Raw genomic sequence first — 22,447 nt, 5'->3', positions numbered from 1 at the left:
GCGGGGCAAGGTGCCATATTTGGACGGCCCCGCGCATAGGTTTGGATAAGTGCCGCCGGGGCCATGCTCTCTGTGCGGCGAGATTGACGACAACGGTCAGGGAGGCGGCCCGATATGAAAAAACGGTTCTTGGCATTGGTTCTGCTGGCGGCGTTTGCGCTCACGCCTGCCGCCGCGCTGCGCACCGCAGCACTGGAGGTTCAGCCTGCCACACAGGCAGATTTTGACCTGCCCTGTCAGGCGGCGATCCTTATCGATGAGGATTCCGGCACGGTGCTGTATGAGAAAAACGCCGACGAGCAGCGCCCCATCGCATCCATCACCAAGGTGATGACGCTGCTTTTGACCTTCCGGGCGCTGGAGGAAGGCCGGGTCACGCTGGAGGATATGGTCCCCGTGTCGGAGCACGCTTACGGTATGGGCGGCAGCCAGATCTGGCTGGAACCGGGGGAGCAGATGACCCTTAACGACATGCTCAAGGCCATCTGCATTTCCAGCGCCAACGATGCGGCCGTGGCCGTGGCGGAGTACATCGGCGGCAGCGAGACGGCCTTTGTGGAGCAGATGAACGCCGAGGCCGCCCGCCTGGGCATGACCAACACCCAGTTCAAGAACGCCTGCGGTCTGGACGAGACGGGGCATCTGTCCACAGCCCGGGACGTGGCGATCATGAGCCGGGAGATGCTCCTCAATCATACCGAGATCTCGGACTACTGCACCGTCTGGATGGACTATCTGCGGGACGGCTCCACTCAGCTGGTCAACACCAACAAACTGCTGCACAGCTATGATGGCATCACCGGCCTCAAGACCGGCACCACCGGCGGGGCCGGGGTCTGTATCTCCGCCAGCGCCGAGCGAAACGGCCTGCGGCTGATTGCGGTGATCTTGGGCTCGCCCAGCAGCAAAGACCGGTTTGACGCGGCCCGCACGCTGCTGGATTACGGCTTTGCCAACTATGAAAATGCCGAGGCCGCTCTGCCGGAGGATGCGCCCCAGACGCTGCCTGTGACCCGCGGCGCCGAGGAAAGCGTTGCCCTCAGTTATGAAGCTCCGGGCCGCTATCTCATGAAGAAAGGGGACGACACCGCTCTGGAGGTTCGTCTGGACCTGCCCCAGGAACTGGAAGCACCGGTCACAGCGGGACAGCAGGTTGGCAGCGTAAGCATTCTGCAGGCGGGGGAGACGCTGGAGACCTACCCCGTCACTGCGGCAGGCGACGTGGCGGCGCTGAGCTTTGGACTCTGCTTTGAACGGCTTATCGATGCCTTGCTGCTTACGGGCGAGCCGTGAGCCGGCGGGAAGCTGAGAAGGCGGGAAGCTGAGAAGGCGGGAAAAACGGGCACCGGAAAAGAAAACGGGACGATTTCTCGATGCTGCGCCAATCCCTGGAAAGACTTGCCTTTTTATATCACTTGTGCCGGGATGACGGTGATTTTTTTGTGCAAAACGGTTGAAAAGCGGCCGTATTTCGCTTGACAATGAAGTGTCAAAACGGTATCATTGAAGTTACAAAAGATAAAGGAGGATTGTACAGTGAGTGTCAAATTCAATGGCAAACATCTGGCAAAATTTATCCGTCCTGAAGAATACGACGCAATCTATCCTCAGGTAGAACTGGCCCACCGTCAGCTTAACGATCACAGCGGCCCCGGCAATGATTTCCTGGGCTGGATGGATCTGCCCCACACCTATGACAAGGAAGAGTTCGCCCGCATCAAGCAGGCGGCGGAAAAGATCCGTTCCGATTCCGACGTGCTGCTGGTTGCCGGTATCGGCGGCTCCTATCTGGGTGCACGCGCTGTGGTTGAGGCCTGCAAGGGCGTATATCATAACGATATCGAGGACGGCGTCAAGATCTATTTCTGCGGAAATACCATCTCGCCCACCTACCTCAACGACATCATCCGCATCACCAAGGGCAAGCGCTTCTCCATCAACGTCATTTCCAAGTCCGGCACCACCACCGAGACGGCTCTGGCGTTCCGCGTGCTGCGCAAGCTGCTGGAGGACTCCGTCGGACCCGAGGAAGCCAACAAGCGCATTTACGCCACCACCGACCGCAGCAAAGGTACCCTCAAGCAGCTGGCCGATGCCCAGGGCTGGCCCACCTTCGTCGTTCCTGACGACGTGGGCGGCCGCTACTCGGTGCTGACCGCTGTGGGCCTGTTGCCCATCGCCTGCGCCGGCATTGACATCGACGCTCTCATGCAGGGCGCTGCCGATGCCTGCGATGCCTACGGCGTCTGCAGCCCCGACAACGACGCTTACCGCTATGCCATGACCCGCAACATCCTGTACCGCAAGGGTAAGCTGGTGGAGACGCTGGCCTGCTTTGAGCCGGACTTCGCCATGATGAACGAGTGGTATAAGCAGCTCTTCGGCGAGAGCGAGGGCAAGGACCAGAAGGGCCTGATGCCCACTTCCTGCATTTTCTCCACCGACCTGCACTCCATGGGTCAGTTCCTGCAGGATGGCAGCCGTACCATGTTCGAGACCTACGTGGATATCAAGAACACCCGTGAGGACTTCTATATTGAGGAGCTGGAAGGCAACTTTGACGGCCTGAACTTCCTTGCCAATCAGAACATGAGCGTGGTCAACCGCAAGGCGATGGAGGGCACCATTCTTGCCCACACCGACGGCGGCGTGCCTCTCGGCGTCATTGAGGTCGACAGCCTGAGCGCTTACGATGTCGGTTACCTGATCTACTTCTTCTGGAAGGCCTGCGCCGTGTCCGGGTATCTGCTGTCGGTCAACCCGTTTGACCAGCCCGGCGTGGAAAGCTACAAGAAGAACATGTTTGCCCTGCTGGGCAAACCCGGCTACGAGGATCGCAAGGCGGAGCTCGAGGCCAAGCTGAACGGATAAAGTCCATGTCCGCCGCGGACGGGCGGGCTCTGTAAATTTGAAGGAGGTACCCCCTATGATTAAGCTGATCGTTGGCCCCAAGGGCGCCGGCAAGACCAAGACCATGATCGATATGATCAATGACGCCACCCAGACCACTTCCGGCAACATCGTCGTGATTGAAAAGTCGATGAAGCTGACCACGAGCATCAACCACAAGGCTCGTCTGCTGGACGTGGATGAATACCGCATTCAGGGCGGCGACATGCTGTATGGTTTTGTCGCAGGCGTTCTGGCCGGCAACTACGATATTACCGAGCTGTTCATTGACGGTATCCTGCGCATTGTTGACCACGACATGGATGTTGCCACCGCCGTTCTGGATAAGATCGACGCCATCACCCGCGACTCCGTCGAGGTCGTCATCACCGTTTCCTCCACCGAGGAAGCTCTGCCGGAAGGCATCAAGAAGTATCTGAACGCCTGATCGCAGGACCGGATACCTCCTGTGACGCGGTCGGGAACCGGCACAGGAAATCAGATTCTCATCCATAACTGATGCAAGCGGGCGGGGAGCCAAGGCTCTCCGCCCGCTTTTTGTCTGCCCGACCGCCCCGACTGCAGAGAGCGACAAACTTTTTTCAGGGGCCTGTAATATTCAACCCCTGGGCCGCACATATGGGTGAACGCCTTCCGCAGCGAAGGCTGCCGGGCCGCGGCCGCACCGGCAGCCTGACACGGAAAGGCGCCGAAGTTCACAGGGCACCGTCCGCCGCACAAAGGGGGACAGGGCCCGGAAAGGGGGGAAGCATGGCACAATCGAGTATCGAACAGCTGTATCTGGCTTACCGGCAGGATGTCTACCGGTATCTGTGCTCTCTGACGCACAGCACATCGGAGGCGGAGGACCTCCTCAGCGAGACTTTTCTCCGGGCGCTGAAGAGGCTGCCCTTTTTCCGGGGCGACTGTGCGGCAAAGACCTGGCTGTTCGGCATAGCGCGCAACGTCTGGCTGGAAAGTCTGCGTAAACGCCGCCCGGCGCTGGATCTGGACGATCTGCTGGACTGGTATCTGGAGGACCGTTTTGCCGCCGACAGTGACGCCCGGGAGACGCTGCGCCGTGTACGTGACCTGCTGACCCAAAAAGATGAGCGCAGCAGCCGGGTACTGTACATGCGGGCGGAGGGCTATACCTACGCCGAGATTGCCGCCCGGCTGGGCATCAGTGAGAACAGTGCCCGCGTCATTGAACACCGCACCCGAACCTGGCTGAAAGCCACCCTGCAAAAGGAGGGATATTGGGATGAATCCAAATAAAGTAGAAAACACCGCACCGCAGACCCCGCAAGCGCTGCCCTGCGGCGTGATACAGGACCTGATGCCGCTGGTGCGCGACGGCGTCGCCGGACCCGAGAGTGAAGCCATGGTCAAGGCGCACCTGGCCCAGTGCGAGGACTGCCGCACACTTTGGGAGGCGCTGGGCACACAAAGCCCCGCCCCCGCCGCCCTGCCCGATGACAGCGCCGTGCTGCACAAGGTCAAGGCCCGGGTCTCGCTGTGGCTCCTTCTGGTGATCGTGGTGGGCCTGCTGCTGGGCATGGCCATCATGGGCAGCGGCCGCGCCATTGGCCTGGTCTTTGTCATCTTCCCGCTGACCTGCGGCATTGCCCGCTGGTTTGACGACGGCATCTGGAAGCTGGTGCCCATTCTGGCAGCGGCCATTGTGCCCATCCAGAGCCTGCCCAGCCTGTTTACCATGATGGACTACACCACACCGGCCAGCGCACTGTTCAGCTATTTTCAGGGCGTCTGGATGCCTGCCTCACTGCTGGCGGTCATCTGCCTGGTGGGCGCATTGACCGCGTCGCTGCTGCGCTACGCTGTGAAAGGAAAGGGGAAGAAACAATGAAAACATATACCAAACGCATTGCGGCCGGAATCGTGGCCGTGCTGCTGATTCTTGCCATGCTTCTGGCGGCGGACGCCATCTACGGCGACCCCGTCAGCCGCGCCTGGGCCAACTCCCGCGCCATCGCTTACGCCGAGAAGCTCTATCCCGGCCAGACCTTTACGGTGGAAAGGGAGGACAGCGGCTCTTTCTGGACCTACTGCACCTGGGTGCAGTCGGAGCAGAGCCAGGATACCCGCTTTGACGTGACCACCAAATTCTGGCTTTTCACCAGCGATGAGGGCGGCATGGAGGGGCTGTCCCGCCACGAACAGATGGTGGAGCGCCGCTGGAACACCGCATACCGCATGGGGGAGGAAGCTGCCGCCGCTGTGGAGAAAATTCTGCAAAAAGAGCTGCCCCAGTATCAGTTTACGGGGACTTACGGCGCAGAACAGCGCAGCTGCGATATCCAGCTGGGATATACCGAGGACAGCAGCGTGATGCCCCAGGAATATGCCGACCTTTTGCCTCTGGATGCGCCCTTTGACAAATCCCTGCTGCAAAAGATCCCCACCAAACTGAGTATTATGGGAGTCTGGCCCACTACCCCCACCCAGGCGGACGTGGACACCGTGCTGGCCGACCTCAAGCGGGTGCTGACCGGCGCAGGCTACGACTTTGCCTACTACAGCCTTACCCTTACCGACGCCACTGCCCCCAGCTATGAGGAAGGTCTGGACCGTCTGGCGGAATCCGGCACGGTGGCAGCCGACAGCATTCCCGCCGTCTGAATCCGGCTGCGGCAGGGCTCACCGGATCCAATGGTAAAAACACGCAAGGGCAGCTCCTCATCCGGAAAGCTGCCCTTGCTGCGTGAAAACATAAGGCGGTCCGCTTGCTTCCCGGAGCCATCCCGTGCTACACTGTAGATACAGAAAAGATCTGCTGTACAAGATAGGGGAGGGAATCGGGATGAACAAACGACTGTCCGGTCTGGTCTCGCTGGCGGTATTGGCGGGGGCCTTTCTCGCTGTACGCTTTCCGCTGCTCTTTCTCCACGGCATGAAGGAGTGGCCGCTGGATCTGTTTGCTGTGGGGGCGGTGGTCATCGCCCTGTCCGGTATCCTTTTTGGGGCAAAGCTTCTTCCTGCTTTTACAGCGGCCGGGTATCTCCTGGGATTCGCGGCGGGCTGCCTCTTCCACTGGGAGTACGCGCCGGGGCAGGACAATCTCTGGCTCCTCTGGACCGGCGTTTTTCTGGTCCTGGTATTCGCCGGAGGCATCCTGGAATTCCTGGCATACAGACGCAGGAAAACCGCCCCGCCGCAGAAAACCGAAAAATGAAAAAACCTCCCCGTGATTCACACAGTGAACACGGGGAGCTTTTTTGTATGCCGAGGCGGAAAAGGCGGACGCGCCTGCCGGATTCAGCCTTTTTGGGTAAAGGTGATCTGCGGCAGACTGCGCAACGTCAGGGTCACCTGCCGGGAGGAAGTTTCCGGTGTGGCCAAGCCCCCGGCCTCATCCGTCCCGGTCACCACAATGGCAAAGGTATTGCCGGAGGAGGTAAACCCCGCATCCTGCCCGATGGCGGCGGTGTACCCGGCGGGGGATACGCTCACCTCCGCTGTCCGCAGGCTGCCGTCTTCCTCCGGAACGGCACCGGATACCAGGCAGGCTTTGCCGTCGGCATCCATTCCGCCGCTGGCTGCAAACTGCAGGGTACAGCCGGTATCGCTCACGTTGGTCACGGCTTCCAGCACAATGGTGCCGTAGCTGCCCTGGTAGACCGTTTGTCCCGCGCTGTAATCCGGGTCATCCAGATCCACCGTCAAGGTAAAGCCGTCCCCGGTGGAGGAAGTCACAGCACTGCAGGAGGCGTCCGCAGACAGGGCGGCGAAGTCGGCCGGCTGGACCGGTGCGCGGCCGGGATGCATGAGCAGAAACAGCACCACGGCCACCAGCACAACGATGCCCAGCATGGTGGCAAGGGAAGAAGAACGTCTTTGCAGCATGATGAAACCCTCCGATACGTCAGGATACGGGACAGAATACAAGTTGTACGGCCGCGAAAAAACTTCAAAAAGGCGCATCGCCGGGCGCCCGCATGCCGACGGCAGATACCGGCCGGCAGGGGCGGCCGCAGCGATGCGCCGCTTAAAGTGTTGTGAGATGCTCCGCGCAGCTTTTTTCAGATTCAGGAAAGCCGCACGGCAAAAGGATGGGAAAAATCAGACGCTCAGCTCCGCCTTCTGGCCCACATCCTCGGGGTTGGCATCCAGCAGGGGCTGGATCACATCGCGCAGGTATTCCTCCACCTGTTCGGGAGCGCGGCCGGTGAAGGCCTCGGGGGAGAGCTCCGCCTCGATCTCCTCACGGGTCAGACCGAAAGCGGGGTCAGCCTCCACACGGGCGATCATGTCGTTGGGCTTGCCCTCCTGCTTGACCACGGCGGCAGCGGCCACAGCGTGCTCACGCAGACGCTCGTGCAGTTCCTGACGGTCGCCGCCCTTCTTGACGGCCTTCATCATGATGTTCTCGCTGGCCATGAAAGGTAGTTCCGCCATAACGCGGCTGCGGACCACCTTGGGGTAGACCACCAGACCGTCGGAGACGTTGAGCAGGATGTTCAGGATGGCGTCGGCGGCCAAAAAGCCCTCGGCCATGGCGATGCGCTTGTTGGCGCTGTCGTCCAGGGTACGCTCAAACCACTGGGTGCCGGCGGTGATGGCGGGATTCAGCACGTCCACCATCAGGTAGCGGGCCAGGGCGCAGATGCGCTCGCAGCGCATGGGGTTGCGCTTATAGGGCATGGCGGAGGAACCGATCTGGTTCTTCTCAAAGGGTTCTTCCATCTCCTTGAAGTTGGCCAACAGGCGGATGTCGGTGGCCATCTTCATGGCGCTCTGGGCGAGGCCTGCCAGGGCGGACAGCACGTTGTAGTCCACCTTGCGGCTGTAGGTCTGGCCGCAGACGGGGACCACCTTGTCAAAGCCCATCTGGGCGCAGACATCGGCCTCCACCGCCTTGACCTTGGCAGAATCCCCGCCGAACAGCTCCATAAAGCTGGCCTGGGTACCGGTGGTGCCCTTGACGCCCCGCAGGGCCAGGCTGGCGATCTGGTGGTCGATCTCGCAGACATCCATGTACAGCTCATTCATCCACAGGGTGGCGCGCTTGCCCACGGTGGTGAGCTGCGCCGGCTGGCAGTGGGTGTAGGCCAGGCAGGGCATGTCCTTGTACTCTTTGGCAAAGGAGGCCAGGTTGGCCAGCACACCGATGAGCTTCTTGCGCACCAGCTGCAGAGCATCGCGCATGATGATGACATCGGTGTTGTCGCCCACATAGCAGCTGGTGGCGCCCAGATGGATGATGCCCTTGGCATGGGGGCACTGCAGGCCGTAGGCGTAGACGTGGCTCATGACATCGTGGCGGACCAGCTTTTCCCGGGCAGCGGCCTCCTCGTAGTTGACATCGTCCTGGTGGGCCTCCAGCTCGGCGATCTGCTCGTCGGTGATGTCCAGGCCCTGGCGCTGCTCCGCCTTGGCCAGGGCAATCCACAGTTTGCGCCAGGTGCGGAATTTTTTGTCGTCCGAGAAGAGAAACTGCATCTCGTCGGAGGCATAGCGGGTGGAGAAGGGAGAAATATAACGATCATGCGGCATAACTAGTAACCTCTTTCTGTGTGGCGGGATGGCGCGCATTCAAAAGCGCGGCTTATATGGAACTCAATTCCGGCGGCCGGACAGGTATTTGACCATGCACACGATGCCCAGAATGTAAAAGGAAAACCGTGCCACGCCGTAGAGAATATTCCAGGCGGCAAGCAGGGTGCCGACTCCGAATCCAATATCCATACCGATCCCTCACTTTCTTTGCAGCGGGCGGATGCTTACAGCTTGAAGTAGTTGACGCCGCCCTCAAACAGCGGCTGATACTTGTCGCCGCCCACATTCTTGTACAGATTGTCGGCGCTGCGTTCGCTGTGGCCCATCTTGCCCAGAACACGGCCGTCCGGGCTGGAGATGCCCTCGATGGCCAGCACGCTGCCGTTGGGGTTGTAGCGCTGGTCCATGGTGGGCACGCAGTTCAGATCAACATACTGCGTGGCGACCTGACCATTGTCGATGAGCTGCTGGAGCAGGGCATCGTTGCAGACAAAGCGGCCTTCGCCGTGGCTGATGGCGATGAGATGCTCGTCGTTGACGCTACACTCGGACAGCCAGGGGCTCTTGGTGGAAGCCACGCGGGTACGCACCAGCATGCTCTGGTGGCGGCCCACGGTGTTGAAGGTCAGGGTGGGGTCATTTTCGGTGATGGGGCGGATCTCGCCGTAGGGGACAAGGCCCAGCTTGATGAGAGCCTGGAAGCCGTTGCAGATGCCCAGGGCCAGACCCTCGCGCTCGTTGAGCAGGCGATTGACGGCGTCTGCCACAGCGGGCGCCCGGAAGAAGGCAGTGATGAACTTGGCGCTGCCGTCCGGCTCGTCGCCGCCGGAGAAGCCGCCCGGCAGCATGAGGATCTGGGACTCATCCAGAGCCTTGACCAGAGCGTCGCAGCTCTCGGCTACATCGGCGGGGGTCAGGTTCTTCAGGACCAGGATGCGCGGGTCACCGCCGGCGCGGCGGAAGGCACGTGCGGTGTCGTATTCACAGTTGGTGCCGGGGAAGACGGGAATGACCACTTTGGGCGTTGCCAGCCGGACAGCCGGTGCAACCTGATGCTTGCAGTCATACTCCAGAGCGGACACTGCGTCGCCAGCCTTGCGGTAGGGGAAGACCGGCTCCAGCTTGGCTTCCCACACTTCCTGCAGGGCGGCCAGGTCGGCAGCCTCGCCGCCGGCCACCAGCTCATAATCCACGGTGGTGAAGCCCAGGAACTGACCGGCGGAAGCATCCAGCAGTTCCAGAATCACCGCGCCATAGCAGGGCTTGAAGAGGTCGGCCACGTTGACGTTGTCGCTCAGGCGCAGGCCCACATGGTTGCCCACGCACATTTTGAACAGAGCCTCGGCCACGCCGCCGTAACCGGGAGTGGCAGCTGCCAGGACCTTGCCCTCGTCGATCATCTGCTCCACCGTCTTGTAGATGGACAACAGGCTGCCGATCTCGGGCAGGCCGTCCTTGTACTGGGGCTTGAGGATGACAACGGCGCTGTTGGCTTTCTTGAATTCGGGGCTCAGCACGCTGCGGGTGTTGCCGACGGCAGTGGCAAAGCTGACCAGAGTGGGCGGAACATCCAGTCCCTCAAAGCTGCCGGACATGCTGTCCTTGCCGCCGATGGAGGCGATGCCCAGGCCCATCTGGGCATCCAGTGCGCCCAGCAGAGCGGCCAGCGGCTTGCCCCAGCGCTCGGGCTGGGTGCCCATATGCTCAAAGTATTCCTGGAAGGTCAGGTAGGCGTCGGTGTGGCGGAAGCCGGCGCAGACCAGCTTGGTCACGCTCTCCACCACGGCCATGTAAGCGCCGCGGTAGGGATCGGCCTCGGTCAGGTAGGGGTTGAAGCCCCAGGCCATGCCGGAGCAAGTGGTGGTCTCGCCGTCCACGGGCAGCTTGGCAGCCATGGCCATGGCGGGGGTCAGCTGGTACTTGCCGCCGTAGGGCATGAGCACGGTGGCCGCGCCGATGGTGGAGTCAAACCGCTCGCCCAGGCCCTTCTGGCTGCAGACGTTCAGGTCGGTGACCAGGGAGTGCATCTTCTCGGGGAAGGTGCGGCCGGACCACTGGGGCTGCCAGGTGCGGCCGGGCAGGATGTGGGCGCTGGCGTGACGCTCGGCGCCGTTGGAGGACAGGAACTCCCGGGACAGGTCGACGATGGCCTGTCCGTTCCAGAACTCCTTCATGCGGGGTTCCTCGGTGACGGTGGCCACGATGTTGGCCTCCAGATTTTCTTCGGAAGCCAGAGCGATGAAAGCGTCGGCATCCTTGGCGGCCACGGCTACAGCCATGCGCTCCTGGCTCTCGCTGATGGCCAGCTCGGTGCCGTCCAGACCCTCGTACTTCTTGGTGACCTTGTTCAGGTCGATGGACAGACCGTCGGCCAGCTCGCCGATGGCAACGGACACGCCGCCCGCACCGAAGTCGTTGCAGCGCTTGATCATGCGGCAGGCATCCTCCCGGCGGAAGAGACGCTGCAGTTTGCGCTCGATGGGGGCATTGCCCTTCTGGACCTCGGCGCCGCAGGTCTCCAGGCTGGACAGCTTGTGCGCCTTGGAGGAGCCGGTAGCGCCGCCGATGCCGTCACGGCCGGTGCGGCCGCCCAGCAGAATGATAACGTCGCCCGGGGCAGGGGTCTCGCGGCGGACATGGCTGGCCGGGGTGGCGCCCACAACGGCGCCGATCTCCATGCGCTTGGCCACGTAGCCGGGATGGTACAGCTCGCTGACCTGACCGGTGGCCAGACCGATCTGGTTGCCGTAGCTGGAATAGCCTGCCGCGGCGGTGGTGACCAGCTTGCGCTGGGGCAGCTTGCCCTCCATGGTCTCGGAGACGGGCTGCAGCGGGTTGCCCGCGCCGGTCACGCGCATGGCCTGATAGACGTAGCTGCGGCCGGACAGGGGATCGCGGATGGCGCCGCCGATGCAGGTGGCCGCGCCGCCGAAAGGCTCGATCTCGGTGGGATGGTTGTGGGTCTCGTTCTTGAAGAGGAACAGCCAATCCTGCAGTTCACCGTCCACGTCGCACTTGATCTTGACGGTGCAGGCGTTGATCTCCTCGCTCTCGTCCAGGTTCTTCAGGATGCCGCGCTCTTTCAGGGCCTTGGCACCGATGGTGGCCGCATCCATGAGGGTGCGGGGCTTCTTGTCGCGGCCGGTCTCGGCACGCAGGGCCATGTAACGGTCAAAGGCAGCCTGGACCACGGCGTCGTCGATCTGGACGTCGTCCAGGATGGTGCCGAAGGTGGTGTGGCGGCAGTGGTCGGACCAGTAGGTATCGATGACGCGGATCTCAGTGATGGTGGGATCGCGGTGTTCGCTCTTGAAGTAGTCCTGGCAGAAGACGATGTCGGCATGGTCCATGGCCAGGCCCTTCTCTACGCGGAAGGCCTCCAGGGCGTCGTCGTCCATCTCAATGAAGCCGGTCAGCGTCTCCACGGCGCTGGGGACGGCGAACTCCATCTTGAGCGTGGTGCGCTCCTCCAGGCTGGCCTCGCGGGCTTCCACCGGGTTGATGACATACTTCTTGATGGCAGCCAGATCGTCGGCGGAGAGCTCGCCCTCCAGCAGGTAGACCTTGGCGCTGCGCACGTCGGGGCGCTCGCCCTGACTGAGCAGCTGGATGCACTGGGAAGCGGAGTCGGCGCGCTGGTCAAACTGGCCGGGCAGGTACTCCACCGCAAAGACGGTCTGGGCCTCGGGCAGGGTGTTGTAGGTCACGTCCACCGGCGGCTCGCTGAACACGGTGGGGATGGCACGGTCGAACAGTTCTTTGTCGATGCCCTCCACGTCGTAGCGGTTGATGAGGCGCAGGCCTTTCAGGCTGGTGATGCCGACCAGTTCGGTCAGCTCATGCAGCAGGGACTGGGCTTCGCCGTCGAAGCCGGGCTTTTTCTCAACGTAAATACGGTAAACCATAGGTTAATCCCTCTCTTTCTGCAGTGCGGCAAGGGCGCGCGCGCCGATGTCGGAGCGCTTGTGCAGTTTATCAAAGTGGATGCCGTCCGCCGCCGCGTAGGCTTTTTTCAAAGCCTCGGGCAGGGTGGGGGCGGTGGCGGTCACACCCAGGACGCGGCCGCCTGCCGTCACCAGCACGCCGTCCTTGACGGCGGTGCCGGCGTGATAGACGGTGGCCTCCCCGCCGGGCAGCTGGCCGTTCTCCAGTCCGGTGATGGGCTTGCCCTTCTCGTAGGAGAGGGGATAGCCGCCGGAGGCCAGCACCACGCAGGCCGCGGCGCCGTCGGAAAAGACCACGTCGGTCTGGTCCAGGGTGCCGTTGGTGGTGGCCAGCATGATCTTCAACAGGTCACTCTGCAGCAGGGGCAGCACCACCTGAGTCTCGGGGTCGCCGAAACGGCAGTTGTATTCAATGACCTTGGGGCCGTCGGGGGTGAGCATCAGGCCGAAGTACAGGCAGCCCTTGAAGGGGCAGCCCTCCGCCTGCATGGCGGCCACGGTGGGCAGGAAGATCTCTTTCATGCAGCGGTCGGCCATCTCGGGGGTGTAGTAGGGGTTGGGAGCAACGGTGCCCATGCCGCCGGTGTTCAGGCCCTGGTCGCCGTCCAGGGCGCGCTTGTGGTCCATGCTGGATACCATAGGCTTCAGGGTCTTGCCGTCACAGAAGGACAGCACGCTCACCTCGGGGCCGGTGAGGAACTCCTCCACCACCACGCGGCTGCCGGAAGCGCCGAACTTTTTGTCCAGCATGATCTCCTTGACGGCGGCCTCGGCTTCGGCTTCGTCCTGGCAGATCAGCACGCCCTTGCCCAGGGCCAGGCCGTCCGCCTTGATGACCACGGGGTATTTGCCCTGGGCGCGGACATAGTCCATGACCTTGGCAGGATCGTCAAACACTTCATACCCGGCGGTGGGGATGCCGTACTTTTTCATCAGGTCCTTGCTGAAGACCTTGCTGGCCTCAATGCGGGCAGCCGCCTTGTCAGGGCCGAAGGCAGGGATGCCCACCGCTGCCAGAGCGTCCACCATGCCCAGTGCCAGGGGATCATCCTGGGCCACGACCACGTAGTCGAAGGCTTCCTCCTTGGCAAAGGCCACCATAGCGTCCACATCGGTGGCGGGGATAGCCTTGCAGGTGGCGTCGTAGCTGATGCCGCCGTTGCCGGGGGCGCACCAGATCTCGGTGCAATCGGGGCTTTGCTTGAGGGCGCGGATGATGGCGTGTTCACGTCCACCGCCGCCGACGACGAGAATCTTCATATCGAAAACTCCTTTATGACGGTACACCGTCTGAATTTTACATACAGGAAAGGCTGTGACAAAAACCCCGAAAAGGAAGCCCGACGCCGTATAAGGTTTCAGGCTTCCTTTTCGTGTAATGGCTCAAATCAATGGTGGAACAGCCGGATGCCGCAGAAGGCCATGGCAATGCCGTACTTGTCGCAGGTCTCGATGACCTGGCTGTCACGGATGCTGCCGCCGGGCTGAACGATGGCGGTCACGCCGCTGCGGCGGGCACGCTCGATGTTGTCCCCGAAGGGGAAGAAGGCGTCGCTGCCCAGGGAGACACCGGTCACCTTGTCCAGCCAGGCGCGCTTTTCCTCAGCGGTCAGCGGCTCAGGCTGGGTGGTGAAGGTCTCGGCCCACACGTCGTCGCCGATGACATCCTCGGGGGTGTCGCCGATGTAGACATCGATGGCGTTGTCCCGGTTGGGCTTGCTCACATCGTCGCGGAAGGGCAGATCCAACACCTTGGGCATATGGCGCAGCTGCCAGTTGTCGGCTTTCTGGCCCGCCAGACGGGTGCAGTGGATGCGGCTCTGCTGGCCGGCACCCACGCCGATGGTCTGGCCGCCCTGGACATAGCACACCGAGTTGGACTGGGTGTACTTGAGGACGATGAGGCTCATGACCAGGTCGCGCTTCTGATCCTCGGTGAGGGTCTTGTTCCTGGTGACGAGGTTGGTCAGCATGGTGTCGGCGTTGATGGTCAGGTCCTGACGGCCCTGCTCAAAGGTCACGCCGAAAACGGTGCGGGTCTCGATGTGGGCAGGGACGTAGTCGGGATCGATGGCAACGATGTTGTAGTTGCCCTTTTTCTTGGATTTCAGCACTTCCAGGGCGTCGGCGTCGTAGCCGGGGGCAATGATGCCGTCGGACACCTCGTGCTGGATCAGCTTGGCGGTAGCCAGGTCGCAGACATCGGACAGGGCAATCCAGTCGCCGAAGCTGGACATGCGGTCAGCGCCGCGGGCGCGGGCGTAAGCGCAGGCCAGAGGAGACAGCTCCACGTCGGCGCCGATGTGGTACATCCGGCGCAGCGTCTCATCCAGGGGCAGGCCCAGGGCCGCGCCGGCGGGGGAGACATGCTTGAAGCTGGCGGCGGCGGGCAGGCCCAGAGCCGCTTTCAGGTCACGGACCAGCTGGTAGCTGTTGAAGGCATCCAGAAAGTTGATGTAGCCGGGACGGCCGTTCATGATCTGGATGGGCAGCTCGCTGCCGTCTGCCATGTAGATGCGGGCAGGCTTCTGGTTGGGGTTGGTACCGTATTTCAGTTCAAATTCCTTCATGGATCTCAGCCCTCCACAGCAGTGTATTTGTTCAGGATAACATCCTCGTAGTCGCCGGTGGCCAGAGTGATGGCACGGACGAACAGGCTGACCTTGTTGTCCTCGTTGAGTGCCTCCCACAGCTTTCCGGCAAACTCGTTGGGGTCGTTCTGGTCGATGGCCACGCGCATGGGCTCGCCTGCGTAGCTGGGGATGGGGGAGCCGTTCTTCTGGTAGGTGCTGATGAAGTGACCCTCACCGGCCAGAGGCTGCGGGTAATCGTAGGTCTGGCGCTCCAGACTGGTGGGGTCGCCCTCGCAGGTCTTGAGGATGTTCAGCTTGTAACCGCCGCGGCGCATGTTGACCACGCCGGAAATGCGCGGGGTGAAGTTGGGGCCGTCGTCCTCGAACAGACGGGTGGACAGGGCAGCCTCAAAGCTGTAGCCCGGGAAGAGATTGTCCCGGATGAAGTGATAAATGGTGTCGGTCTGGTCGCCGTTGGTGACGATGGTGGTCTCGTGCAGGGTCAGCACGGGATTGTAGATGATGAGGTGCGGGTCCTCCATCTTGGCGGGGTCGGCCGCCACCGTGCGGATGCCGCCGGGAATGGCCTCAAACACGCGGTTGCGGCTGTTGGCGCTGCGGCCCATGATCCAGTAGGCAACCATGGCTTTGGTGCCGTCGGGGGAGAGGCCCAGGCAGATGCCGCGGCCGGGATATTCGTTGCCGGAAAGATATCTGTACAGGTTCTTTTTCATAGCTGTTACACCTCACCGTTGCAGACCATGGCGATGGCACGGGGCAGCAGCTTCCACTCTGCCTCCACCATCACCCGTTTTTGTAAGACTTCGGGGGTATCGCCGGGCTGGATCTCCACCGCCTTCTGCAGCAGGATGGGACCGCCGTCGCATACCTCGTTGACAAAGTGGACGGTCGCACCCGTCACCTTGACACCCCGGGCCAGAGCGGCCTCGTGCACCCGCAGGCCGTAGAAGCCGGGCCCGCAGAAGCTGGGGATCAGGCTGGGATGGACGTTGAGGATGCGGTTGGGATAGGCCGCGATGACGCTGGGACCCAGCACGCTGAGAAATCCGGCCAGAACCACCAGCTCGATGCCGTTTTCCTGAAGGACGCTCAGCAGGGCGGCGTCAAATTCTTCCGAGGTGGCATAGTCCTTGCGGCTGACCACCGCCGTGGGCACCCCGAAGGAGGCCGCGCGTTCCAGAGCGTAGACCCCGGGCTTGCTGGCCACCACCAGAGTGACCTTGCCGTTCGGGTTCTCACCCCGGCGCTCGCTCTCCAGAATGGCCTGGAGGTTGGTGCCGCCGCCGGATACCAAAACCGCGATCTTCATCATACCAGTTCCACTCCTTCGCCCTCGGCAATGACACCGAGACGGTAGGCATCCTCGCCGTTGGCCTTGAGGATTTCGAGAGCCTTGTCGGCGTCCTCGGCGGCAACGGTCAGCACCATGCCAACGCCCATGTTGAAGGTGTTGAACATGTCGCGCTCGGGAATGTTGCCTTCCTTGGCCAGCACGTCGAAGAGGGCGGGGGTGCGCACATCCTCCTTGCGGATGCGGGCGCAGCAGCCGGCCTTCAGACTGCGGGGGATGTTCTCATAGAAGCCGCCGCCGGTGATGTGGGACACGCCCTTGACGGTAACTTCCTCCATCAGCGCCAGCACCGGCTTGACGTAGATGCGGGTGGGAGCCAGCAAAGCCTCGCCCAGGGTGCAGCCCAGGGCAGGATACCGCTTCTCCAGCACTTCGGGCTGGTTTTCCAGATCAAAGATCTTGCGCACCAGCGAGAAGCCGTTGGAGTGCACGCCGGAGGAGGGCAGAGCGATCATGACATCGCCGGGGACCATGGTGGAGTTGTCCAGGATCTTGCTCTTGTCCACGGCGCCCACGGTAAAGCCGGCCAAGTCGTACTCATCCTCGGGGTAGAAGCCGGGCATCTCGGCGGTCTCGCCGCCCACCAGAGCGCAGCCTGCCTGAACGCAGCCCTCGGCCACGCCCTTGACCAGCTCGGCAATGCGCTCGGGTACGTTCTTGCCGCAGGCGATGTAGTCCAGGAACACCAGAGGCTTGGCGCCTGCGCAGATGACGTCGTTGACGCACATGGCAACGCAGTCGATGCCCACGGTGTCATGCTTGTCCATGAAATGTGCGATGCGCAGCTTGGTGCCCACGCCGTCGGTGCCGGAGATCAGCACAGGGTGGGGCATGTTGGTGCAGTCCAGCTCAAACAGACCGCCGAAGCCGCCCAGCCCGCCAATGCAGTGGCGGTTCATGGTGCGGTCGACGTACTGCTTCATCAGTTCAACGGCCTTGTAGCCCGCGGTGATATCCACACCGGCAGCGGCGTAACTCTCGGAATGACTCTTTTGCATAACGATCCTCCTTGGATGCCTGCGGCGGTGCGCCGCGCAGGGTCACAGCTTTTTCTGGGGATTGGAAACGCTCAGCGGCTTGTCGTAGACAATGTCCATCGTCTCGGCGGGCGGGGTCACGGGATACTGACCGGTAAAGCAGCCGGTGCAGAAATCGCAGTGGCTGTGGATGGCAAGCTGCTTGACATGCTCCACGCTCAGATAGCCCAGCGTGTCGGAACCCACCAGACGGTTGATCTCCTCCACGGTGTGGCCGGTGGCGATCAGGTCTTTCTCGTCGGGGATGTCGGTGCCGAAATAGCAGGGATGGATGAAAGGCGGCGCGCTGATGCGGTAGTGCACCTCCTTGGCACCGGCCTCCCGCAGCAGGCGGATGGTGCGGGCGCTGGTGGTGCCGCGGACGATGGAGTCGTCCACCAGCACAACGCGCTTGCCCTTGACGGTGGACTCAATGGCGTTGAGCTTGATGCGGACGCTGTTTTCCCGCTGCTTCTGGTTGCCCTGAATGAAGGTGCGGCCCACATACTTGTTCTTGATGAAACCGATGCCGTAGGGGATACCGCTTTCCTGAGCGTACCCCAGGGCAGCGTCCAGGCCGGAATCCGGCGCGCCGATGACCACGTCGGCCTCCACAGGATGCTCCTGCGCCAGGAAGCGCCCTGCCTGCAGCCGGGCCTCATGGACGCAGGTGCCCTCGATGACCGAGTCGGGACGGGCAAAGTAGATGTACTCAAAGACGCAGATGGTGTGGGGCGCAGTGTTGCAGTGGGTGTCAATGCTGCGCAGGCCCGCGTGGTCGGCAATGACGATCTCGCCGGGGCGGACATCCCGCACGAACCTGGCTCCCACAGCGTCCAGAGCGCAGGACTCGGAGGCGAAGGCGTAGCCCGCGCCGTCAGGCAGCTCACCGATGCACAGGGGACGGAAGCCGTTGGGGTCCCGGGCGGCGATGAGCTTGGTGTGGGTCATGATGACCAGACTGTAGGCACCCTCAATGTCGTCCATGGTACGGCTGACGGCCATCTCGATGTTGGGGGTCAGCAGGCGGTTCTGGGTCAGCAGATATCCGATGACTTCGGTGTCGGAAGTGCCGTGGAAGATGGAACCGCTCATCTCCAGCTTGCGGCGCAGCTTGGGCGCGTTGACCAGGTTGCCGTTGTGGCAGATGGCCATGGCGCCCTTGCAGTGATGCAGGACCATGGGCTGGGCGTTGGAGCGGCTGCGTTGACCGGCGGTGGCGTAGCGCACATGGCCGGTGGCCATCTTGGCGTCGTGGGGCAGATCCTCCAGCACGCGCTTGGTAAAGACCTCGCTCACAAGACCCAGGTCACGGTAGCCGGACAGCACGCCGTCCACGTTCAGGGCCATGCCGCAGCTTTCCTGACCACGGTGCTGCAAAGCATACAGAGCGCTGTATACCGCGCTGACCATGTCGGTCTCGCCGGTCTTGTCATAAATACCGAATACGCCGCATTCTTCGTGCAGGGCTTCGGTAAGGGCAGATTCACACATGTATATTAACCTCACAACAAAAGATCAGCAAGGAAAGGGACGCATCAGCCCAGCAGGCGCTTCATGACCTCCTGGTAGGCGTCGGCCTCGCCGCCCAGATCGCGGCGGAACAGGTCCTTGTCCAGATGGGCGCCGGTGGTGGCATCCCAGAAACGGCAGGTGTCGGGGCTGATCTCGTCGGCCAGAATGATGGTGCCGTCGGCCAGGCGGCCGAACTCCAGCTTGAAGTCGATGAGGCGGATGTTGACATCCAGCAGGATCTTCTTCAGCACCTCGTTGACCTTGAAGGCGTACTTGGTGATGGTGTCGATCTCTTCCTGGGTAGCCAGGTCAAGGGCCAGAGCGTAGTAGTGGTTGATGAAGGGATCATGCAGGTCGTCGTTCTTGTAGCTGAACTCGAGAATGGGGGTCTTGAAGGGAGTGCCCTCGGCAACGCCCATGCGCAGGGAGAAGTGACCGGCGGCCATATTGCGGATGATGACCTCCAGGGGAACGATCTCCACCTTCTTGACCAGGGTGTCACGGTCGTTGAGCTCCTCCACGTAATGGGTGGGGATGCCTTCCTTTTCCAGCTTCTGCATGAGAGCGTTGGACAGCTTGTTGTTGACGATGCCCTTGTCGCGGATGGTGCCCTTCTTCTCACCGTCGCCGGCAGTGGCGTCATCCTTGTAGTGGACCATGACGATCTCGGGATCGCTGGTGGCGAAAACCTGCTTTGCCTTGCCTTCGTACATCTGCTCTTTAATGGTAACATTCATGGTGATACGCTCCTTTTCTGGTAATGGGTAAGGTTCGTTTACTTTCTATCAATATCATACCATAGCATGGTAATATTGCACACCCTGTATGGTATAAAAATGTGGGTTTGGGGAGGAAAGGTTACAGTGCGGCAGCCTCGGCGCGGATGGCGGCATCCTTCTTGGCGATGGCCTCAGCGGTGTCGGCGCGGAACTTTTCCAGCTTGGCGGTCAGCTCCTCATCGGAGAGGGCCAGGATGGCAACAGCCAGGTAGGCGGCGTTCTTGGCACCGTTCAGGGCCACGGTCGCCACGGGGAAGCCGGAAGGCATCTGGACGGTAGCCAGCAGAGCGTCCATGCCGTCCATGGCGCCGCCCTTCATGGGGATGCCGATGACCGGCAGGGTGGTGTTGGCGGCGAAGGCACCGGCCAGATGGGCGGCCATGCCGGCGGCGCACAGAATGACGCCGAAGCCGTTGGCGCGGGCGTTTTTGGCAAAGTCGGCGGCTGCGGCGGGGGTGCGGTGAGCCGACAGGACCCGGGCCTCATAGGGAACGCCGAAGTCCTTCAGAACACTGCAGGCGCCCTTGACCACCGGCCAGTCGCTGTCGGAACCCATGACAATGGCAACTTTTTTCTGTTCGTTCATTTTACTGCCCTCCTGAAAAAGTAAACAGCGCAGTGCGGTTATGGTGCACTGCGCTTGCGGGTTACGGACATATGGATACACGGCGAGAGGGAGAAAACATGCTGCCCGCTTCTTTCGAGCGAACCTGCGTCCGGATACAAGACACAGTCAATCCCCCTTGCACAAAATTTGCTGCCCGAATGCTGAGAAAACCGGGCAAAAACAGATCCTGCGGAAACCGCCCTGTACGTTCAGTGTAAATCCCCGGCGGGCAAATTGCAAGCAGAGCGGGAGCATTTCGGCTAAGTTGCCAGTGGGGCAATGTCAAAAAACGACATTTTAGCAATTTTACCAGAAACAAACAGGCAAAAGTATGACTTTTTGAAGCCTCTGCCCATGGGTGCTGCAGACGCAGCGGGAATGTCCACAGAAAATTTACAACCTTTTCCCGTCAAAGGTGAGAATCCGCCGCACAAGGCATCCGATCTATGGTATAATGTGGGCAAAACCGGCGGGGAAGCCTCCCCGCAGCGAAAGGCAGGGATACGGATGACACGGCAAAAGAGCGCACTCGTTCTGGGCAAAGGCGGCTTCGGCACCGAGCTGGCCGAGCTGCTGACGGAAACGGGATTGTATGAGAAGGTGCTGTTCCTGGACGACAACGCCCCCGACTGTGCGGGCCGCCTGGACGATCTGGAACGGCCAGACCTGCGCGCCCTCTGCCCCGACGCCTTTGCAGCGGTGGGAAATAACGCCCTGCGGCTGGAACTCATCGACCGGTTGCGGGCGGCAGGGTACCGCCTGCCGGTGTTTGTACATTCCCGGGCCTTTGTCTGTCCGTCGGCCCGGCTGGGAGAGGGGACCGTGGTGCTGCCGCTGTGCTGGGTGGGTGCCCGCACCGTGGCGGGGGCGGGATGCATCCTCAACGCGGGGGCAAGCATCGACCATGACGTGGTGCTGGGAGATGGGGTCCATGCAGCGCCGGGGGCCATCGTGAAAGCGGGTGCCCGTCTGGAAAGCTGCACCAAGGTGGACAGCGGACAGGTGATCCGTTCCCCCTGGGAAATCCCGGCAGCCGTCCGGTGACGCACCCCGGCAGAAAGGAGACATTTTATGGCAGAAACGCAAAACGCCCCGGCGGAGATCAAGAAACCGGCAAGACGGGTCTACGTGGATGCGATGAAAGGCCTGGGCATCATTCTGGTGGTGTGGGGCCATTTTGAGGAATATTACCGGGGAAATTCCCCCATCTTCAACGGCAGCTTCGAGTGCATGTATCTGTTTCACATGGCGCTGTTCTGTTTGTGCAGCGGACTGGTTGCCAAGTTCAATGTGTTCAAGCTGATCTTTCAGCAGGTCTGGCTGTACCTGCTCTGTCAGGGCGGGCTTTTGCTGTTCCGGCAGTATGTCCTCACTGAGGACCTGACGGCGGCGGGGGATACCCTGCAGCTGCTGGTCACCCCCTGGCGGCATATGTGGTATCTCTACGCCCTCATTTTCTGGGAGCTGACGGTGCCTCTGCTGGCTCTGCTGCGGGATAAACTCTGGATACCGGGACGGATTCTGGGCCTGGCCGCAGCGGTAGCCCTGGGGCTCTGGGCCGGGGGCATGGAGTGGAAATACTCCCTCAACCGGGTGTTCTGCTTCTTTCCCTTCTTTGCGGCGGGAGTGCTCTTCCGTCAGGAGATCGACTGCTGGTTCCGGGCGGCCATGCGGTTCATTCCGCTGCGGCTTCTGTCCGGCGCGGCCTTTCTGGGGGTATACGGCTACTGGATGCATCTGATTCTGGAAGCGCCCGAGCCGGTCTATGAGGGGGCGCGTATTTTCAATGATGTGGCCTATAATGACGGCTACACCATGGAGGACCGGGCATGGTTTTATCTCATCGGTATTCTGACCTCCCTGGTGCTTATTGCTTTTCTGGGCAATGTGCGGACGCTGGCCTCTCTGGGCAAACGGACGCTGCCCGTCTATATCATGCATATGCCGGTTTACGCCTTCCTGGTGGAGCTGGGCACTTATGCCATCGCCGGAGAAAAGGAAGTGGCTGCCGTGGCAGGCTGGGTATTCCTGGCAGCAGGCGGAACCATCTGCCTGTTTGCCTCGGCACCCATTGCGGGGCTGTTCAACCTGGTGGCAAACATCTGGTATAAACTGCTGCCGGCGGGGGTGCTGGCCATCTGGCGGGCCATCCGCAGCCGGCTGGACGGGCAAAAGAACCTTACGGCATAATACAAAAACAAACAGGGCATGGACTTTTGGGTCCATGCCCTG

At 61.7% G+C, this 22,447-nt stretch carries 21 protein-coding genes; 9 read left to right on the top strand and 12 right to left on the bottom strand.

From position 1 onward, the window contains the following. Positions 1-114: 114 nt before the first annotated feature. The 7 genes from INF35_RS03345 to INF35_RS03315 all read left to right on the top strand — a co-directional run bounded on the left by INF35_RS03345 (position 115) and on the right by INF35_RS03315 (position 6,085). Positions 115-1,293 (top strand): D-alanyl-D-alanine carboxypeptidase family protein, encoded by a 1,179-nt coding sequence (locus INF35_RS03345; protein WP_193500107.1) that lies wholly within the window; start codon positions 115-117, stop codon positions 1,291-1,293. A gap of 243 nt (positions 1,294-1,536) precedes the next feature. Then, entirely contained in the window at positions 1,537-2,871 is a 1,335-nt protein-coding gene (locus INF35_RS03340; protein WP_193500106.1) for a glucose-6-phosphate isomerase, read from the top strand. A gap of 55 nt (positions 2,872-2,926) precedes the next feature. After that, the gene (locus tag INF35_RS03335; protein WP_193500105.1) at positions 2,927-3,337 is read left to right on the top strand and encodes a hypothetical protein; all 411 of its coding nucleotides are present in this window, start codon (positions 2,927-2,929) and stop codon (positions 3,335-3,337) included. 323 nt (positions 3,338-3,660) lie between these two features. Then, positions 3,661-4,167 carry an RNA polymerase sigma factor gene (locus tag INF35_RS03330; protein WP_193500104.1) on the top strand — a complete coding sequence of 169 codons (507 nt, stop codon included), beginning with the start codon at positions 3,661-3,663 and terminating at the stop codon, positions 4,165-4,167. Continuing rightward, complete coding sequence (locus tag INF35_RS03325; protein ID WP_193500103.1) at positions 4,154-4,759, top strand: zf-HC2 domain-containing protein; 606 nt, start codon at positions 4,154-4,156, stop codon at positions 4,757-4,759. Before INF35_RS03330 ends, INF35_RS03325 begins: the two co-directional genes overlap by 14 nt. Beyond that, positions 4,756-5,532 (top strand): YfjL-like protein, encoded by a 777-nt coding sequence (locus INF35_RS03320; protein ID WP_193500102.1) that lies wholly within the window; start codon positions 4,756-4,758, stop codon positions 5,530-5,532. The genes INF35_RS03325 and INF35_RS03320 overlap by 4 nt, the downstream gene beginning before the upstream one ends. A 181-nt stretch (positions 5,533-5,713) precedes the next feature. Next, positions 5,714-6,085, top strand: coding sequence for a cytochrome c-type biogenesis protein (locus tag INF35_RS03315; protein ID WP_193500101.1), 372 nt, complete (start codon positions 5,714-5,716; stop codon positions 6,083-6,085). A gap of 83 nt (positions 6,086-6,168) precedes the next feature. Here INF35_RS03315 and INF35_RS03310 read toward each other — a convergent pair whose 3' ends face one another. The 12 genes from INF35_RS03310 to purE form a co-directional block, all read right to left on the bottom strand. After that, positions 6,169-6,756: a hypothetical protein gene (locus INF35_RS03310; protein WP_193500100.1), complete on the bottom strand. Its 588-nt coding sequence runs from the start codon at positions 6,754-6,756 to the stop codon at positions 6,169-6,171. A gap of 216 nt (positions 6,757-6,972) precedes the next feature. After that, positions 6,973-8,406 carry an adenylosuccinate lyase gene (purB, locus tag INF35_RS03305; protein ID WP_193500099.1) on the bottom strand — a complete coding sequence of 478 codons (1,434 nt, stop codon included), beginning with the start codon at positions 8,404-8,406 and terminating at the stop codon, positions 6,973-6,975. A gap of 63 nt (positions 8,407-8,469) precedes the next feature. Continuing rightward, complete coding sequence (locus INF35_RS13930; RefSeq protein WP_268885722.1) at positions 8,470-8,598, bottom strand: hypothetical protein; 129 nt, start codon at positions 8,596-8,598, stop codon at positions 8,470-8,472. A gap of 35 nt (positions 8,599-8,633) precedes the next feature. Continuing rightward, positions 8,634-12,314: a phosphoribosylformylglycinamidine synthase gene (locus INF35_RS03300; protein WP_193500098.1), complete on the bottom strand. Its 3,681-nt coding sequence runs from the start codon at positions 12,312-12,314 to the stop codon at positions 8,634-8,636. Positions 12,315-12,317: 3 nt separating this feature from the next. Then, positions 12,318-13,613 (bottom strand): phosphoribosylamine--glycine ligase, encoded by a 1,296-nt coding sequence (gene purD / locus INF35_RS03295; RefSeq protein ID WP_193500097.1) that lies wholly within the window; start codon positions 13,611-13,613, stop codon positions 12,318-12,320. A gap of 128 nt (positions 13,614-13,741) precedes the next feature. Beyond that, entirely contained in the window at positions 13,742-14,923 is a 1,182-nt protein-coding gene (locus INF35_RS03290; protein WP_193500096.1) for a phosphoribosylaminoimidazolecarboxamide formyltransferase, read from the bottom strand. 5 nt (positions 14,924-14,928) lie between these two features. Continuing rightward, a complete protein-coding gene (locus tag INF35_RS03285) occupies positions 14,929-15,660 on the bottom strand; it encodes an IMP cyclohydrolase (RefSeq protein ID WP_193500095.1) in 732 nt (243 codons plus the stop codon). A 5-nt stretch (positions 15,661-15,665) separates the two neighbouring features. Continuing rightward, positions 15,666-16,259, bottom strand: coding sequence for a phosphoribosylglycinamide formyltransferase (purN, locus tag INF35_RS03280; protein ID WP_193500094.1), 594 nt, complete (start codon positions 16,257-16,259; stop codon positions 15,666-15,668). Then, the gene (gene purM / locus INF35_RS03275; protein ID WP_193500093.1) at positions 16,256-17,296 is read right to left on the bottom strand and encodes a phosphoribosylformylglycinamidine cyclo-ligase; all 1,041 of its coding nucleotides are present in this window, start codon (positions 17,294-17,296) and stop codon (positions 16,256-16,258) included. The genes purN and purM overlap by 4 nt, the downstream gene beginning before the upstream one ends. A gap of 42 nt (positions 17,297-17,338) precedes the next feature. After that, the gene (gene purF, locus INF35_RS03270; protein WP_193500092.1) at positions 17,339-18,808 is read right to left on the bottom strand and encodes an amidophosphoribosyltransferase; all 1,470 of its coding nucleotides are present in this window, start codon (positions 18,806-18,808) and stop codon (positions 17,339-17,341) included. Between the two features lie 44 nt (positions 18,809-18,852). Then, positions 18,853-19,566 carry a phosphoribosylaminoimidazolesuccinocarboxamide synthase gene (gene purC / locus INF35_RS03265; RefSeq protein ID WP_193500091.1) on the bottom strand — a complete coding sequence of 238 codons (714 nt, stop codon included), beginning with the start codon at positions 19,564-19,566 and terminating at the stop codon, positions 18,853-18,855. Positions 19,567-19,687: 121 nt separating this feature from the next. Next, on the bottom strand, positions 19,688-20,194 hold the full coding sequence (purE, locus tag INF35_RS03260) for a 5-(carboxyamino)imidazole ribonucleotide mutase (RefSeq protein ID WP_193500090.1): 507 nt from the start codon (positions 20,192-20,194) through the stop codon (positions 19,688-19,690). A gap of 528 nt (positions 20,195-20,722) precedes the next feature. Here purE and INF35_RS03255 point away from each other — a divergent pair. Beyond that, positions 20,723-21,259, top strand: coding sequence for a PglD-related sugar-binding protein (locus tag INF35_RS03255; protein WP_193500089.1), 537 nt, complete (start codon positions 20,723-20,725; stop codon positions 21,257-21,259). A gap of 27 nt (positions 21,260-21,286) precedes the next feature. Further along, positions 21,287-22,405 (top strand): acyltransferase family protein, encoded by a 1,119-nt coding sequence (locus tag INF35_RS03250; RefSeq protein ID WP_193500088.1) that lies wholly within the window; start codon positions 21,287-21,289, stop codon positions 22,403-22,405. The last annotated feature ends 42 nt before the right edge of the window (positions 22,406-22,447 follow it).

The sequence above is a fragment of the Gemmiger gallinarum genome (genome assembly GCF_014982805.1).
GTDB lineage: Bacteria > Bacillota > Clostridia > Oscillospirales > Ruminococcaceae > Gemmiger > Gemmiger gallinarum.
This window is presented reverse-complemented; position numbering and strand designations above follow the sequence as displayed.